This is a genomic window from Pantoea sp. UBA7232, from assembly GCF_002473195.1.
In the GTDB taxonomy this organism is placed as follows: Bacteria; Pseudomonadota; Gammaproteobacteria; order Enterobacterales; family Enterobacteriaceae; genus Pantoea; species Pantoea eucrina.
Window position 1 is genome coordinate 40,171 of sequence record NZ_DKTK01000001.1, and the last position, 17,050, is coordinate 57,220.

14 protein-coding genes are annotated in these 17,050 nt (G+C 57.7%); 4 read left to right on the plus strand and 10 right to left on the minus strand.

Features of this window, described 5'->3' with window-relative positions; all coding sequences use genetic code 11:
• Position 1: 1 nt before the first annotated feature.
• The 10 genes from aaeA to csrD form a co-directional block, all read right to left on the minus strand.
• Positions 2-931, minus strand: coding sequence for a p-hydroxybenzoic acid efflux pump subunit AaeA (gene aaeA / locus B4056_RS00205; protein WP_288653426.1), 930 nt, complete (start codon positions 929-931; stop codon positions 2-4).
• Between the two features lie 8 nt (positions 932-939).
• Positions 940-1,143 carry a p-hydroxybenzoic acid efflux pump operon protein AaeX gene (gene aaeX / locus B4056_RS00210; RefSeq protein WP_065648072.1) on the minus strand — a complete coding sequence of 68 codons (204 nt, stop codon included), beginning with the start codon at positions 1,141-1,143 and terminating at the stop codon, positions 940-942.
• 377 nt (positions 1,144-1,520) lie between these two features.
• Positions 1,521-2,966, minus strand: coding sequence for a metalloprotease TldD (gene tldD, locus B4056_RS00215; protein WP_288653428.1), 1,446 nt, complete (start codon positions 2,964-2,966; stop codon positions 1,521-1,523).
• A 64-nt stretch (positions 2,967-3,030) separates the two neighbouring features.
• Positions 3,031-6,825 carry an AsmA2 domain-containing protein YhdP gene (gene yhdP, locus B4056_RS00220; protein WP_150034720.1) on the minus strand — a complete coding sequence of 1,265 codons (3,795 nt, stop codon included), beginning with the start codon at positions 6,823-6,825 and terminating at the stop codon, positions 3,031-3,033.
• Positions 6,826-6,872: 47 nt separating this feature from the next.
• Complete coding sequence (gene rng, locus B4056_RS00225; protein WP_071669165.1) at positions 6,873-8,342, minus strand: ribonuclease G; 1,470 nt, start codon at positions 8,340-8,342, stop codon at positions 6,873-6,875.
• Entirely contained in the window at positions 8,332-8,925 is a 594-nt protein-coding gene (locus B4056_RS00230) for a Maf family protein (protein WP_150034721.1), read from the minus strand. Before B4056_RS00230 ends, rng begins: the two co-directional genes overlap by 11 nt.
• An 8-nt stretch (positions 8,926-8,933) precedes the next feature.
• A complete protein-coding gene (mreD, locus tag B4056_RS00235; protein ID WP_039380697.1) occupies positions 8,934-9,422 on the minus strand; it encodes a rod shape-determining protein MreD in 489 nt (162 codons plus the stop codon).
• Complete coding sequence (gene mreC / locus B4056_RS00240) at positions 9,419-10,453, minus strand: rod shape-determining protein MreC (RefSeq protein ID WP_094111843.1); 1,035 nt, start codon at positions 10,451-10,453, stop codon at positions 9,419-9,421. The genes mreD and mreC overlap by 4 nt, the downstream gene beginning before the upstream one ends.
• A gap of 212 nt (positions 10,454-10,665) precedes the next feature.
• Complete coding sequence (gene mreB / locus B4056_RS00245) at positions 10,666-11,709, minus strand: rod shape-determining protein MreB (RefSeq protein WP_003855260.1); 1,044 nt, start codon at positions 11,707-11,709, stop codon at positions 10,666-10,668.
• 309 nt (positions 11,710-12,018) lie between these two features.
• Complete coding sequence (gene csrD, locus B4056_RS00250) at positions 12,019-13,965, minus strand: RNase E specificity factor CsrD (protein ID WP_094111842.1); 1,947 nt, start codon at positions 13,963-13,965, stop codon at positions 12,019-12,021.
• 297 nt (positions 13,966-14,262) lie between these two features.
• On the opposite strand from csrD, the gene msrP reads away from it, so the two are divergent.
• From msrP to accB, 4 genes are all read left to right on the plus strand, one after another.
• On the plus strand, positions 14,263-15,267 hold the full coding sequence (gene msrP, locus B4056_RS00255) for a protein-methionine-sulfoxide reductase catalytic subunit MsrP (RefSeq protein ID WP_071669248.1): 1,005 nt from the start codon (positions 14,263-14,265) through the stop codon (positions 15,265-15,267).
• A complete protein-coding gene (gene msrQ / locus B4056_RS00260) occupies positions 15,268-15,870 on the plus strand; it encodes a protein-methionine-sulfoxide reductase heme-binding subunit MsrQ (protein ID WP_113655509.1) in 603 nt (200 codons plus the stop codon).
• A 232-nt stretch (positions 15,871-16,102) separates the two neighbouring features.
• Positions 16,103-16,555, plus strand: a complete 453-nt coding sequence (gene aroQ / locus B4056_RS00265; protein WP_071669162.1) for a type II 3-dehydroquinate dehydratase — start codon at positions 16,103-16,105, stop codon at positions 16,553-16,555.
• A 21-nt stretch (positions 16,556-16,576) separates the two neighbouring features.
• Positions 16,577-17,041: an acetyl-CoA carboxylase biotin carboxyl carrier protein gene (gene accB, locus B4056_RS00270; protein WP_039380716.1), complete on the plus strand. Its 465-nt coding sequence runs from the start codon at positions 16,577-16,579 to the stop codon at positions 17,039-17,041.
• Positions 17,042-17,050: the final 9 nt, after the last annotated feature.

Here is a 17,050-nt window from a genome sequence, read left to right on the forward strand (position 1 = left end):
CTTAACCAAACTCACGCAGGCGATTGAAGAATTGCGCCAGCGGCGAGACGTTGGTCTGCCGATCCTGCTCGCCGGTGATCACCACGGTCGCGGTTGTGCCTGCCGGGAAGCGGTTGCCAGGCTGGGCATCCAGACGGATACGCACCGGCACGCGCTGCGCCAGGCGCACCCATTCCAGATTAGAGTCCACCGTTGCCATACCTTTATTATCAATGCTGCTGCTGCTGTTGGTCACCCCGGCAGCCACGCTGTCCACCGTGCCGCGTAACACGGTATTGCTGCCCAGCGGCGTGACTTCAGCGCGAAATCCCGGACGCACACCGCTGAGTTTGGTCTCTTCCATATAAGCCAGCACGTAGAAAGAGTGCTGCTGTACCAGCGCGACCGCCACGGAGCCGCGCGTAATGAACTCACCCTCATAGACATTGAGGTTAGTCACCCAGCCATCAGAGGGGGCTTTGATCGTGGTACGGTCGAGATCGATAACCGCCAGATCGCGGGTAGCGATCGATTTCGCCAGCTGATGTTCACTGGTCTGCAGATCGCTGTTGGCCTGTTCAATCGCCTCACGCGACATCGCGCTGGTACCGAGCTGATTACGGCGTCCCGCCTCGCGGCGTTTTTCACTCACCAGCGCCTGATAGTAGTCCACGTCTGCCTGCGCCTGCGCCAGCGCTTTCTGATAGCGCGGCCGGTCGACGATAAACAGCGTATCGCCCTTTTTCACCAGCTGGTTGTCATGTACCGGCACGTCGGTGATCAGACCGGTGACATCAGGTGCGATAGCCACCACATTCGCAGAGAATTTAGCATCGCGTGTCCACGGGGATTCGGTGTAGAACACCCAGGCGCGGAAGACAATCACGACGGCGATGATAACCAGCAGGAGCGTAATCGCGTAACGCGCGATTTTTCTTATGAGCGCTTTCACTTAAAACCTCAGATGAATAGACGGGATACAAGATAAAACACACAGCAATACAGGGCCGTGTTAAACAGAGCCGGATGCCAGACCAGATCGTAGATCCCGCTTGGCGTCAGCACACGTTTCACCAGCCAGAACAGCGCCAGCGAAACCAGTAGTTCAATGAAGATGGGCGGGAAAGATAGCCCGAATACGACAAATACCGGAAGCACACTCATTTCGGTTCCTTAGTTCGACCTTGCCGGAATCGCACCGCTTTTGCCCCCACGCTGTGCCGCACCGGGAATGGTTAAGCAGGCAGCAGAAAAATGGCAGTAACCTTCAGGCCGCCCTGCGCTAATCATAGCGTATCATCAGCCTGTCTGGTCCGTAACGGAATGCAGTGCATAAACCCAGCGCGCGTATAATAACGTGCCTGACTATATGTTTTCTACAAATCGTGACATAAATCACTTTTTAATCCGAATAAATAATCGCACGACTTAGCGCGCTGTCTGTTTTTGCCAAAGTGGCTGAATCGGAGGCATTTATAGCTGATGCAGCCACAAAAAAGGCTGCCCGCGGGCAGCCCTTATAGTGACAGAGGTCCGGCACCTCAGGCGGTGCCGCCTACGGTGATTTTGTCCAGCTTCAGCGTTGGCTGGCCCACGCCAACCGGGACGCTCTGACCCTCTTTACCGCATACGCCGACGCCTTTATCCAGCGCCAGATCGTTACCGACCATTGAGATTTGCTGCATCGCCTCAATGCCGGAGCCAATCAGCGTAGCGCCTTTAACCGGCCGGGTAACTTTACCTTTCTCAATCAGATACGCCTCTGAGGTAGAGAAGACAAATTTGCCCGAGGTGATATCGACCTGACCACCGCCGAAGTTAGGTGCATAGAGGCCATATCCCACGCTTTCGATGATCTCCTGCGGCGTGGACTTGCCCGCCAGCATGTAGGTATTAGTCATGCGCGGCATCGGCAGATGCGCATACGATTCGCGCCGGCCGTTACCGGTTGGCGGCACACCCATCAGGCGGGCGTTCAGCTTGTCCTGGATATAGCCTTTCAGGACGCCATTTTCGATCAGCATGTTGTACTGACCCGGAACGCCCTCATCATCCACCGCCAGCGAGCCGCGCAGCCCCTCCAGCGTGCCATCATCCACCACGGTGCAGAGTTCCGAAGCAACCAGCTGCCCCATCTTGCCGCTGAATACCGACGTTTCACGACGGTTAAAATCGCCCTCAAGGCCATGTCCTACCGCTTCGTGCAGCAGCACGCCCGGCCAGCCAGCGCCCAGCACAACCGGCAGCGCGCCAGCTGGGGCTGCCACTGCAGAGAGGTTAACCAGCGCCATACGCACCGCTTCGCGCGCCCAGGCGTCAGCCCGGACGTCACCGCTCTCATCGGCGAGGAAAAATTCATAGCCGGTACGCGCGCCGCCGCCGCTTGAGCCGCGCTCGCGCTTGCCCTGATCTTCCACCTGCACGCTGATTGACAGACGCACCAGCGGACGAATATCGGCTGCCAGCGTCCCATCGGTTGCCGCAACCAGCACCTGTTCATAAACGCCGCTCAGGCTGGCATTGACCTCCTGTACGCGCGGGTCGGCCGCGCGCGCCACGCGGTCCACGCGATGCAGCAGGGCGATTTTATCTTCGCGCGTCAGGCTGTCGAGCGGGTTAACCGGCGCATAGAGCGAACGTTGCATTACTGCCTGCAGCGTATGTGCGGTGCCATTGCCCTGCTCGCGTACGATACTGCGCGCGGCTTCCGAAGACTGCCGTAGCGCATTCAGGGTGATCTGGTCTGCATAAGCGAAGCCGGTTTTTTCACCGCTTACGGCACGTACGCCAACGCCCTGATCGATATGGTAGGAGCCATCTTTAATAATTTTATCTTCCAGCACCCAGGACTCATGGAAGCTGGACTGAAAATAGAGATCGGCATAATCCAGACGACGTTCTGAAAGCTGCCCTAACAGGGAATGGAGGTCCTGCTGATTAATGCTGTTCGCAGCTAGTAACTGCTCACTTACCAGATTCAGAGTCATCGTTTCTCACTCATTATGTGCTCAGATAGTCATAGCCTGCGGCAATTCCCCGACGGCGTCAAATTCACTTGCTGCCGGCGTCGCGCGCTTTGCGCAGCACTTCACTGATTTCCGGTTTATCCAGCGGGCCGCTGATGTGATAGCGCAGCAGGGAAATCTTGTTCCAGAGCGGTCCCAGTACCTTGCTGGCGGCAAAAACGGCGGCGCCAACCACCGGATTGATTGCAAACGCCGTTGCCACACCGACCGACGCGGAGATCTCTGGCGCCACGACCGCTTCCATATCAATTTTCCGCTGTACCAGATCGATCCGGCCCTGCATCGCGATATCCGCCTCCAGCCCATCTACCAGCAGGTTATCAGTGCGCATGACGCCGTTTTCGATCCAGGCGGTGCCGTTGATTGAATCAAAATAGAAGCCATCGCTGAAGGTATCGCTGAAATCCAGACGCAGCTTGCGCAGCAGCGCATCAAAACTTACCAGACGCAGCAGCTGTCCTGCCCGTCCGGTATTAACGTCGGCAATCTCTCCTTTGCCAAAGTGCGTTTTCAGCGTGCCGCTCAGCGACGCCTCAGCAGGCTGCCAGGGCGCGGCGCGCCAGTGCAGGTCATAATCCACGTTAAACGGCGCATCGCGCAGCGGCGTGTTCATACCGAACCAGTTAGTGGCGTCATTGATATTGCTGCCGCTCAGGCGTCCCTTCAGCGAGGTGCGCGGATTGCCCGGCGAGTTAACCCATTCGCCACTGATGCTGAGCCGGGCGCTGCCGCTGTCCACAATTCCGTTAGTGAGTGCTAACGTCTCTCCGCGCGGCGTCAGCGTCGCAGCCATCTGTCCGAACTTCTGTCCGCGCAGCCAGCACTCATCGCAGTTAAGCTGCAGCGCAGGCCACTGGCTGAAATCGATCCCGCTGTCGCCGCTGAACGGTGATGACGCCTGTTTGCTGCCGGTCTCTTTCCATTGCGGATTGTAATAAAGGTAGTTCAGATTGATGCGCCACGGTGCACGCTGCGCTGTTGTCAGCGTGCCGCGCGCTTCACGACTCTCCAGCTTCAGCTGCGCATCACCGCCCGCGCCCTGCAGCAGAGTGGCGCTGAGATCGTGCCACTGCTGCCCGCCCAGCGTCAGGGCTGGCGTATGCAGCGTGACATCGCCAGGTAAGCCGACCCCGCCCACCTGCGTGGCGCCCTCTCCGCTGCCGCCCGCTCCGGCCAGAACACCGAGCCAGGCTTCCCCATCCAGCGGCGGCAGGTTTAATACCATACCGCGCTGCGCCGGGAGCGCAGGCGTTGCCGTGGTCTGGTTCTGCCAGATGCCGCGTTCGACGCGCAGCTGCGGCTCCAGCAGCCAGCGGCTGTTAAAGCGGTGCATCTCGCCCACGCTGCCGCTGAGCATAAAGCCGTTCAGATCGCCTTTAGCCTTAACCGTCACCGGCAGCGCCTCGCCGGCAGATTTGGTCAGCGGCGCAGGTAAGTGACTGCTTACTGCTTTGCCATCGCCTCTGAGATCGACGCTGTAGTTCGCACCTCCGCTATGCGGCAGCGTAATAGCCACATCGCCCTGCCAGGCGAGTGAACCGCTGAGCTGACGCGCTACCGCCGCTGGCATCACGCTGAGACGCGCGGGCTGCCAGTCGCCCAGCAGGTGGACGTTAACGCCAAAATCCTGCGGATTTTCCTGCGTGCTGAAGGTCACGCCCAGCGGCTGACCAAACCAGTTTGCCTGCATCTCTTCGCTTTCAAGGTTGCCGTTGTTATAGCGGAAACGCCCTGTCAGCTGCGTCAGCGTGCTCTTCAGCGGTTTAATATGCAGCGTGTTGTTATTCATCACCACGTTGCCGCTGGCGTGTACCTGTTCGCCATCCAGCGGGATCTCCAGGTTGAGCGTGCTTTTGACGTTGCCCCCAACCTGCAGCTGCTGCAGCGCCGCGCCGAGCGACGATTTCAGCGGCGTCTCATTAAAGTAGGCGCCGATATCCGCCCCCTGCCCGCTCAGATCGCCGGCGATCAGCAGTTTCTCTTTAAGATAATCCGGAATAACGGCCGTGACGTTACGCGCTTCGACCTTGCCCAGGCGCGCGTTATCGGCGCGCATCCACAGGCCGTCATTCACAAAATCGAGATCGATATCCAGATCCTGCAGGGCCGGCCAGCCCGGCTGAAAGCGAAACGCGGCATTGCGCAGCGGCACTTTAACTTCAAACATGCCGTCGTTATGCTTAAACGGGAACAGGCGCGGATCGCCGGCGAACAGCAGCGTGGCGTTATCGGTCTCCCCGCCTTTTATCGCTTCGCTCAGGTAGTGCGTCAGGTTATGCCCCATCAGCGGTTCCGGCAGATAGCGCCAGGCATCACCCGCGTCGGTTACGCGGATGCCGGCCAGAATATCGAGCCGTGGTGCAGCGTCACTGTTTTGCTGATAGCGGAAATCTCCGCGCGCCCAGAGCGACCGCGCCTGCACATCCAGCTGATGTCCGGCCAGCGTCAGGCCGTGACGGTCGCGCAGCCAGCTCAGCTGGCCACTCAGCTGATGAATATCCAGCGGCGCCTGGAACATATCACCATAGGGCACTTCAGCCTGCCCCATGCTGAGATAAACCTGACCATTGCTGACGCTCCCGCTGGCGCGCCCGCTGAGATTGCTGATGCCCGGCAGCAGCTTCCAGTTATGCCATGCCAGATCGCGCCACGTCGCCTGCAGTCGCGTCTGTTCCGGCTGCGCCAGTGGAACATCCAGTGCCAGCGTATCGATATAACCGCGCGGCTGCAGCGCACGCCAGGTATCCAGCAGCGTCGGCGAGAGCGGGCCAATCAGCGGCACCAGCGGCGCAAACCGCTGCAGGTCCAGCCGGGTAGCGCGCACGCGGATCTCCGCTGCCGCTTTATCTTCAGGCTGCCACAGCAGCGCAATCCGGCCGGGCGCCCAGGCCACGCCATCGGTGCTGAGCCGGGTCTGCGGTATATTCAGGCTCCAGCCGTCGCGGAAGCGCGCCAGGTGTGCGGTCAGTCCGTCAATCTGCAGCTGATGGTCGCGCTGCTCGCCGCGCCAGCGCGCCCCACCCTGTTTAATCAGCACATCGCCCGCATAGAGTTCGCCATCGCGCAGGCTGGCCCACGCCGCCAGGCTGATACGCGCGCTCTCCAGACTGGTGTTATCACGCAGCCAGCGGCCAATCCAGGGACGCACATCCACATCGTCTGCCTGCATCCAGATGCGACCGTCGTTCAGCAGGCCACGGGTATCCTTTAAATCCAGCCTGACCTGCACCACGCCATGCTGGCCGGTAAAGCTGCTGAGGCTGACCTCGCCTTCAGCGCGATGCCGGCTGGCTTCATTCAGCCAGGTAAGGCGCGGTATTGCCAGCTCGGCATGCTGGCCTGAAGGCGTCAGAAAGCGGATAGTGCTGTCGCGTAAATCGAAGTGATCGAACTGGCGCAGGAAGAGGTTGTTAATCTGAGCAGGCTTGATGCTGGTGGTATCGCTGTCGCGGGTAAACAGCGGCCGCTCCGTCGCCAGACGCAGCTGCCAGAAGGTGAGATCGCGGAACTGCCAGCGCCAGTGCAGCAGCGACTGCCAGACATCCAGCGCAAGAGTGATGCGGCCAATGTGCAGTTCGCCATCCTGCTTCATATCAATGCGCAGATCGCGTACCTGCAACGTCGGGCCAAAATTCTGCCACGTTCCCTGCAGTTCGCTGGCGTCTGCGGTGACGCCGCTGATGCGTGAAACCGTCTGCAGAATGTCGCTGCGATAGCTGTTGAGATGCGGCATCACCAGACGCAGCCCGCTCACCAGCAGCGCCACAATGACAATCACTGTGGCGATCAGCAGTAACAAAATCCCTGGCAACCGCCTCACACATCTCTCCTTGCTGGTCACTGGATAATAACGTCTGGCCGCAGGCCCTACATCATGACGACGTCAAACTGCTCCTGAGTATAGAGCGGTTCAACCTGAACTTTGACCTGTTTGCCGACAAAGATTTCGACTTCGGCCAGCGCATGCGACTCATCTGTTTTCAGCGCTTCGCCTACCGCCGGCGAGACGTAAACCAGAAAGCGGTCGGAGTCATAGGCGTGATGCACGCGTACAATTTCACGCATGATTTCATAGCAGACGGTCTCTACGGTTTTCAGCGAGCCGCGTCCTTTACATACCGGGCAGTCGGCACAGAGCACATGCTCAATGCTTTCACGCGTTCTTTTACGGGTCATCTCCACCAGGCCCAGCGCTGAAAAGCCATGGATCCCGGTTTTGACCCGATCTTTACTCAGCGCACTCTCCAGCGAATGCAGCACGCGACGGCGGTGATCGTCATTACTCATGTCGATAAAGTCGATAATGATAATACCGCCGAGGTTACGTAACCGCAGCTGACGGGCAATAGCCTGCGTCGCTTCGATATTCGTATTAAATATGGTTTCATCCAGGTTGCGGTGGCCAACAAACGCTCCGGTGTTGATATCTACCGTGGTCATCGCCTCCGTCTGATCGATAATCAGGTAGCCACCCGATTTAAGCTCGACCTTGCGCTCCAGCGAACGCTGAATCTCATTTTCTACATCATAGAGATCGAAAATAGGCTGCTTGCCGCTGTAATGCTCTATTTTGCCCGCCATTTCAGGAATATATTCGCTGGTAAATTCCACCAGCAGATCGCAGGTCAGACGCGAATCGACGCGAATGCGATCCAGCGCGGCGCCGGCAAAATCGCGCAGCACACGCTGCGCCAGCGCCAGTTCGCCATAGAGCAGGCAGCGCGTCTGGTTACGCTTTTTGCGCTCGCTGACTTTGGTCCACAGGCGTTTGAGAAACGCCGCATCTTGCGCCAGCTCTTCTGCGCCGATGCCTTCCGCAGCGGTACGAATAATAAAACCGCCCAGATCGTCACAGTAGGCAGCCACCACCGCTTTCAGCCGTTCGCGCTCCGCCTCACTTTCAATACGCTGTGAAACACCCACGTGTGATGCGCCGGGCATAAAGACCAGATAGCGGGACGGCAGCGTGATATCGGTGGTCAGGCGTGCGCCCTTGGTGCCGAGCGGATCTTTCACTACCTGCACCATCAGATCCTGCCCCTGGCGTACCAGCTCGGCGATGTCGCGTACAACAAAATTTTTCTTTTCATCGCCGGCAACACACTCGGTATGCGGCATGATGTCGGAGGCGTGCAGAAAGGCGGCTTTATCCATGCCAATATCGACAAAGGCGGCCTGCATACCCGGCAGCACGCGGCTGACCCGGCCTTTGTAGATGTTGCCAACAATGCCGCGTCGCGCTTCGCGCTCAATATGAATTTCCTGCAAAATGCCGCCATCAATATAGGCAACGCGCGTTTCCGAAGGTGTCACATTTACCAGCAGTTCAGCCGTCATTCTGTCCCCTTAATGCACGCAGCGACTGAAAATGGCTCAGCAGCTCTGTGGTTTCCACCAGCGGTAGTCCCACTACGGCGTAGTAGCTGCCATTAATCGTGCGCACGAAATTACCGCCCAGACCCTGAATGCCATAGGCGCCCGCCTTATCCATCGGTTCGCCACTGGCGATATAGTGCGCGATTTCATCAGCGGTCACGTTGCGGAAGGTCACATCGGTAAGCACCAGGCAATCCAGCAGCGTCTCGCTGTCAGCCAGCGCTATCGCGGTCATCACCTGATGCGTCTGTCCGGAGAGGCTTGCCAGCATCTCTGCGGCGTGTTCCGCATCACGCGGTTTTTCCAGTACGTCACCATTCAGCACCACAATCGTGTCCGCGCCCAGCACCGGCAGATCCCGGGGTGCCATAGTGACACCGGCGCGGGCTTTATCCGCCGCCAGTCGGCGAACGTAATGTTCAGCCGCTTCGTCGGGCTGACGCTGCTCTTCAGTATGGGTTAACAGACGCTCAAACTGCAGCCCAAGCTGCGTAAGCAGCTCGCGCCGGCGGGGCGAGCCGGAAGCCAGATACAGGGTAATCATTGTGTTCCTTACTGAACGGCAAACTGCCGGCGGATCTTTCTCATCAATAAGAATAGCCAGGGCCAGAGGATGCCGTCGACCACGCTACTCCAGAAAATTTCTGGCCGGAATGAGACGTCTATGACCAGGAATTCAGCCCAAAAAACAATGACATCTACTGCCAGTGAAAGAACCATAACCATTAACGCCTGCTGCCACAATGCGAGGTTGCGGAACAGCTGGAATTTAAAGGCGACCAGGTAGGCGATGATACTGAAGGCCAGCGCGCGTACGCCCAGCGTGGAGCCGGCAATCAGATCCATAACGGCACCGAGAAAGAATCCAGTGCCGACGTTGACCCGATGCGGCAGCGCCAGCACCCAGTAGATCAGAATAAGCAGCAGCCACGACGGCCGGAACATATAGAACTGCTCCGGCCACGGCATGATTTGCAGAATTAATGCCAGCAGAAAAGAGAGCCAGATTACCCACCGTCCCTGACTGCGATATCGGCTCAAGGCTGGCCCCCACGCGTGTTCGCCGGCGTGCTCTGCACATTCCCGCTGGCCGCAGAGGATGGCGGTCCCATCTGCTGACTCTGCTGCATCCCCGCGGGCGCCGGCGGCCCCATTTCACCCGCCGGTGGCAGCACCTGAGGCATCATCTGCATCAGACGCTCGTTCGCTACGCGATGTACCTCATCCGGTGCCATCGGCATATCGCCATTTTTATCTGCTCCCCACAGCAGCAGCAGGTAGCGCAGACGCTGCAGGCCGGCAGTCGGACGCGCCTGAATGACCGTATAGGCGCGCTGGGTATCTACCTTAACTGACGACACGACGCCGACCGGATAACCTTCCGGGAACCGGCCGCCGAGGCCGGATGTCACCAGCACGTCGCCGACGCGAATATCAGTATTGCCTGGCAGATGCTCCAGCTGCAGATCTTCGCTGCAGCCGTTACCGGCAGCAATAACGCGAATATCGTTACGCAGCACCTGAATCGGCAGCGCGTGAGAGGCGTCGCAGATCAGCAGCACGCGGCTGGTCAGCTGGCCAACGGCCACCACCTGCCCGACGACGCCTTTATCGCTGATCACCGGCTGACCTTCGTAAACGCCGTTTACGCTGCCCTTATCGATCACCACCTGATCGGTATAAGGATCGGTGCCGGTTGAGATCACCTGCGTCACCATTTTGTGCTCATCCTGACGCAGCGGCGATCCAAGCAGCTCGCGCAGGCGGGCATTTTCCTGCTTATATTGCCCCAGCATCAGCAGATCGCTGTTTTTCAGGAAAAGCTCGCGGCGCAGCGCTTTGTTCTCCAGCTCCAGCTGCTGACGGGATGCCAGCGTATCCGACACGCCGTCAAGCAGCTGTCGCGGGCCGTTGGCCAGAAAATAAAATGGGCTGACTGACGTGTCCAGATAGTTGCGGATCCGGGAGAAAGTACTTACGCGGCTGTCGGCGATGATAATCGCAATTGCCACGATAACGGCCAGAAAGAGACGCAACTGCAGGGAAGGCCCCCTGCTAAAAATCGGCTTCATAAATTCTGCGAATTCCTCGACATCAGGGAAGAAGCACCAGTCCGCAGACCCGCGCCTCCAGGGCTGGACGCACTATGCCGTCATACGCAGCCGCGCCATTTACCCATGCCTGAACCGCCGCTGCATAATACAACGCTGCGTGCGGTTCAGTTTATGATGAGTATTGTCGCGATTCCCTGCGCAATATGACCATGGTCGCAGCCAGTGAGGAATTACTCCTCGCTGAACAGATCGCCACCATGCATGTCGATCATCTCCAGCGCTTTACCGCCGCCACGCGCTACGCAGGTCAGCGGATCTTCCGCTACCACGACCGGAATACCTGTCTCTTCCATCAGCAGGCGATCCAGATTACGCAGCAGTGCGCCACCGCCGGTCAGCACCATGCCACGCTCTGAAATATCAGAAGCGAGCTCTGGCGGACACTGCTCCAGCGCAACCATAACCGCGCTGACGATGCCGGTCAGCGGCTCCTGCAGCGCTTCAAGAATTTCATTTGAGTTCAGCGTAAAGCCACGCGGCACACCTTCTGCAAGGTTACGGCCGCGCACTTCAATTTCGCGCACTTCGTCGCCCGGATAGGCTGAACCGATTTCGTGCTTGATACGTTCTGCGGTGGCTTCACCAATCAGTGAACCGTAATTGCGGCGCACGTAGTTAATGATAGCTTCATCAAAGCGATCGCCACCGATACGTACAGAAGAGGAGTAGACCACGCCGTTCAGGGAGATCACGGCGACTTCAGTCGTACCGCCACCGATATCCACGACCATAGAACCGGTTGCTTCAGAGACCGGCAGGCCGGCACCGATAGCCGCAGCCATCGGCTCTTCAATCAGGAATACTTCGCGTGCCCCTGCGCCCTGCGCAGATTCACGGATAGCGCGACGCTCAACCTGGGTCGCGCCGACCGGTACACACACCAGTACGCGCGGACTCGGGCGCATAAAGCTGTTGCTGTGTACCTGCTTGATAAAGTGCTGGAGCATTTTTTCAGTCACGAAGAAGTCGGCAATCACGCCATCTTTCATCGGACGAATAGCGGCAATGTTGCCCGGCGTACGGCCAAGCATCTGCTTTGCGTCATGACCAACAGCCGCTACGCTCTTTGGGGAGCCGGCGCGGTCCTGACGGATAGCAACCACTGAAGGCTCGTTCAGCACGATGCCCTGTCCTTTTACATAAATCAGGGTATTCGCAGTACCCAGGTCAATGGACAAGTCATTGGAAAACATGCCGCGAAATTTTTTAAACATACTAAGGGATAATCCTGCAAGCTGGGGGCGGAAAATAAAATCCGCTTACTTTACCAACCACACGAAGCCGCTACAAGGCGCAAAAACGTTCGGCTAAGGTGAAAAAATAGACCATATAATTTTTCCGGCCGGTACTGTTCGCTACTGGCAGCGCCAGATAGCGCTAAACGGCCCTCTTTAACGCAAATTGCCCGGACCTGCGGCGGGGTTATCGACATAAAATTTAACATTTCATGCCTCTGGCTCTGCCCGCTCCCGCTGGTTAACGCCAGAAAAACATCGATTGCCGGGACAAACCCTGCCAGCGCATCAAATGCGGTAACGTTGCGAGTGTTTTTTAACGTTACTGTTAACCGGTAAGGAAGGCGCAAACAGATCGCCCTGCCCGCCCGCTACCCCAAGCGCAGTCAGGGTTTGCCATTCAGCCCGGGTACGCACGCCAGCAGCAAAAACATAGCTGGAGGTGGATTTACACACCTCCAGCAGGCTTTGCACAAAAAGCTGATTCTCTGTGCGGCGGTCAATATTCCGTACCAGCCCCGGATCCAGCTTAATCACATCAACAGGAAGCTGGCGGATATAGGCGCTGCTGACCACCGTCATTCCCGCCTGATCGACTGCGATACGGCAGCCAAACGTGGTGAGCATGTGAAAGACCGGCAGCAAACGATTGATGTGTTGACACACATCCGCCTCGGCAAGTTCAAATAAAAATCGCCGGCGCTGGGATTTATTACACTGCAGCAGCAATTTTTGCAGCCAGCGCTGGAACGGGCGCTGCAGCAGTGAATCGATACTTACCGGCAGCGCCAGCGTCTCATCCGGCCACACTTCTGTCAGCGCGGCGATGCGCGTCACCAGCTGGCGATCCCAGCTGTCGGTCAGCCCCAGCTGCATGACCAGCGGCATAAACTCGGCGGCAACCACTTCTTTATCACCATCAAATATGCGCGCCAGCATCTCACGGTGGTGCACTTTACCATCCAGCAGTACCGCAGGCTTTTGATAAAGACGGGGACCACCGCGATTGAGCGTATTCTCCAGCAGCGTACGCCAGCGCACGCTGCCGCGGCCCATCTCCAGCGGATTACCCTCGCCCACTGACCAGGTGTTGCCTCCCTGCAGCACGGCGCGCCGCGTGGCCAGCTCTACGCTCTCCATCACCTGCAGTGCGCTCTGTCCGCTGCACCAGGCGTTGATGCCGATATGGATTAAATCATCACGATCCACCCTGCGCATCGGCGGCAGCGAGTCCACCGCATTGATAAGCTGCTCGGCGATGCTGTTCGCCTCTTTCAGCGTCCGGTGCGGCAGCAGCACGGCAAAATCGCTGCGAAAATAGCGGGCCAGCAGCGCCCCCGGATAGCGCAGCACAAACGTAGAAAACATATTGATGATATCAAACAGGTACTCTTCGGCCAGCGTCGGACCAATTATCTCATGCAGATTGTCGAAGTCAGGCAGGCGGATCATCATTACCACGCCATGCGTACCGACATCCTCCTGATCTTCCAGCAGCGTCGCCAGCTGGTTATCAAAAAAGAGGCGATTATTGAGACCCGTGCGCGCATCCTGAGCCGCAAACGTGCGGATCAGCGTATCGATTCGCAGACGCTGTTCTCCTGCTTCCTGCAGATCGCTGAGCAGCGTATCCAGCGCGCGGCTGGCTTTAGCCGGCCATTCAGTGGTGCCCGGAACGCGGGCAATGCGCTCGCCGGCAATAATGCGTTCCGCGCGCGCCTCCAGCCGATCCATATTGCGCCAGCGGCGATTAAGCCAGTGGTGCGTCATCGCCAGCAGCGCCGCCATAATGGCAACCACGCTCAGCAGCACCACCAGCGTATAGGCGCCGGTAAAGGAGCGGAACCAGGTTTTTGCCGGATCGAGAACCACGACGCGCAGCTGCATTTCGGGCGCATGCACCAGGGGCAGCTCAAGCTGAATAAACCGGTTAGGCTCATCTTCCAGCATCGGATTCTCATGGCGGGTAAGACGGAATACTTCGCCTTCGTCATTGAGCAGCGTGACCTGCTCAGCGTTGATCACCGGCATCAGCCGCGTTAGCCACTGTTCAACCTCCTGCGGCGACTGAGTCATCAGCGCTTTGTCAACTTCGGTCGCCAGCGTATCGATACGGCTCTCAACGCGCTCCTGCGACAGCCAGATAAAACTAAAAGCGCAGCCTACCAGCATCAGTAACATTGCCAGTAAGCTTAATAATGTAATAAACGCAGAAAACTTCGTTGTTAATCGCATCCCTGTGCCTGTACCACTGCGGTTATAAACGGGCAGCCAGCCTGTGCGTCATTCAGCTGACGCAATCCTGAGCAAAGTACCATAAATAGCTGTCTGAATCAGCGCCAATGCTCCGGCAAGCACGCTGTCGCGCGAGTATAACGGTAAAGTCACGGCGCCTGACTGCCGGGCGGACTTTTTCGTCCTATTCTCAACAGAGGCTGTCTGCCAGGAAATTTCATATTTTCCCCGGCAAAGTGGCATCGCCGATGGGGTTTACGCATCTTAATGATCACTGCTTATCTGCCGGAGAACACCATGAAATTCAAGCACACTCTCACTGAAGCTGATGTTACCCCGGAAAACATCTTTGCGCTGCGCCGGCGTCAGGTACTGAAGGCGCTGGGGATTGGCGCTGCCGCTGCGACGCTGCCGGGTAGCGCGCGGGCGGACATTCTGAGCTGGTTTAAAGGAAACGATCGACCGCCGGCACCCGCAGGACGCGATTTGACGTTCACCAAACCCGCACAGTGGCAGGCGGATTTACCCCTGACGCCTTACGATAAGGTTGCGGGCTACAACAACTTTTATGAGTTTGGCCTGGATAAGGCCGATCCCGCAGCTAACGCCGGCTCACTAAAGACTGAACCCTGGCAGCTGCGTATTGATGGCGAAGTGGCTAAGCCCATGACGCTGGATATGGATGACATTTTTAAACGCTTTGCCATGGAGCAGCGTATCTACCGTATGCGCTGCGTTGAAGCCTGGTCAATGGTCGTGCCCTGGGTGGGCTTTGAACTCAGTAAGCTGCTGAAGCTGGCTGAACCCACCAGCCGCGCACGCTATGTGGCGTTTCAGACGCTCTACGACCCTGAACAGATGCCAGGTCAGAAAGATCGCTTTATTGGCGGCGGGCTCGACTATCCCTATGTTGAAGGATTGCGGCTGGATGAAGCGATGCATCCGCTGACGCTGCTCAGCACCGGTGTCTACGGCAAAGCCCTGCCGCCGCAGAATGGTGCCCCGATACGCCTGACGGTGCCGTGGAAATATGGATTTAAAGGCATTAAATCGATTGTGAAAATTACGCTGACCGCTGAACAGCCGCCGACCACCTGGAGCCAGATTGCCGCCAGCGAATATGGGTTTTACGCCAATGTGAATCCGCACGTTGACCACCCGCGCTGGTCACAGGCGACAGAGCGTTTTATCGGCGCGGGCGGCCTGCTCAACGTAGAGCGGCAGCCTACGCTGCTGTTTAACGGTTATGCACGTGAGGTTGCGTCACTCTATCGCGGGCTCGATCTGCGGGAGAATTTTTAAATGCGACTGACCCTGCGACAGGTTACCTGGCTCAAAGTGGTGCTGCACCTGGCCGCCCTGCTGCCGCTGATCTATCTGGTGCTTTCGGCTGCTCAGGGCTGGCTGAGTGCCGATCCGGCCAAAGATATTCAGCACTTTACCGGCAGAATGGCGCTGAAGCTGTTGCTGGCAACGCTGCTGGTCACTCCGCTGACGCGCTATCTCAAACAGCCACTGCTGATCCGCACCCGCCGGATGCTGGGTCTCTGGTGCTTTGCCTGGGCCACGCTACATCTGATCAGCTACTGGCTGCTGGAGCTGGGCTTTACGCATCTGCGCCTGCTCGGCAGTGAAATTTTCGCCCGCCCCTATCTGCTGCTGGGTATGATCAGCTGGGTGGTGCTATTTGCGCTGGCGATAACCTCATTTCAGCGCGCGCAGCGCAAGCTGGGCAGACGCTGGCAAACGCTGCATAACGCTATCTATCTGGTAGCGATCCTCGTTCCCATTCACTATCTCTGGTCAGTCAAAGTCCTGTCACCACAGCCGTGGCTCTATGCGCTGGCAGCCGCGCTGCTGCTGGCGTGGCGCTACAAAAAGTTACGCAAAAGCTTCAGCCGCTGATTTTCCTGAGGTTGTTTTCTCCCCCCGCTTTCTGTTAAAACGTGTGGCCTTCGGGCCGCACCGGATCAACTTCGCAGATAAGACCAGTATTTTGCTGCGAATTGTCCCGAAACGGATATAATGCCCGGCTTTATTGCAAGCAAACCCTTCTTTTTCACTCTCAAGGGTGACAAATGAAGGATGTCGCGGTATTTTACGCGATGCCCTAATGATTGCAGGAGATAGCCGCAAGATGGCGCATAAATTTCACATACTGTTGTTGAACGGTCCCAACCTGAATTTGCTGGGAACGCGCGAGCCTGACAAGTATGGTCACGCCACGCTGGCTGATATCGTCAGCGATCTGGCGCAGCAGGCTGACCAGCACCATGTGAAATTGAGTCATTTGCAATCGAACGCAGAATATCAGCTGATCGATCGTATTCACGCCGCGCGCAGCGATGTGGATTACATCATCATCAATCCGGCTGCGTTCACGCACACCAGCGTTGCGCTGCGTGATGCTTTGCTGGCGGTAAGCATACCTTTTATCGAGGTGCATCTCTCCAACGTGCATGCACGCGAGCCGTTCCGGCACCACTCCTATCTTTCCGATGTATCCGCCGGCGTCATTTGTGGACTTGGCGCGGATGGGTACGCGTGGGCTTTACAAACGGCGATAAAACGCCTGTCACATTCCAATTAAACAGAGTACGGAACCACACTCATGGATATTCGTAAAATTAAGAAACTGATCGAACTGGTTGAAGAGTCCGGCATTGCTGAGCTGGAAATCTCTGAAGGCGAAGAGTCAGTTCGCATCAGCCGTTCACCTGCCAATGTCGGTTATCCTATGATGCAGCAGGCTTATGCTGCACCTGCTCCGCAGCCTGCACTGGCCGCTGCCGTTGCGCCGGTTGCTGCCGCTCCGGTTGAAGCCGCTAAGCCTGAAGTCAGCGGTCACATTGTCCGTTCACCGATGGTCGGCACCTTCTACCGCACCCCAAGCCCGGACGCAAAAGCGTTTGTGGAAGTGGGTCAGAAAGTGAACGCTGGCGATACCCTGTGCATCGTTGAAGCGATGAAAATGATGAACCAGATCGAAGCCGATAAATCCGGCGTTGTGAAGGCGATCCTGGTAGAAAGCGGCCAGCCGGTTGAATTTGACGAGCCGCTGGTCGTCATCGAATAACGAGGCGAA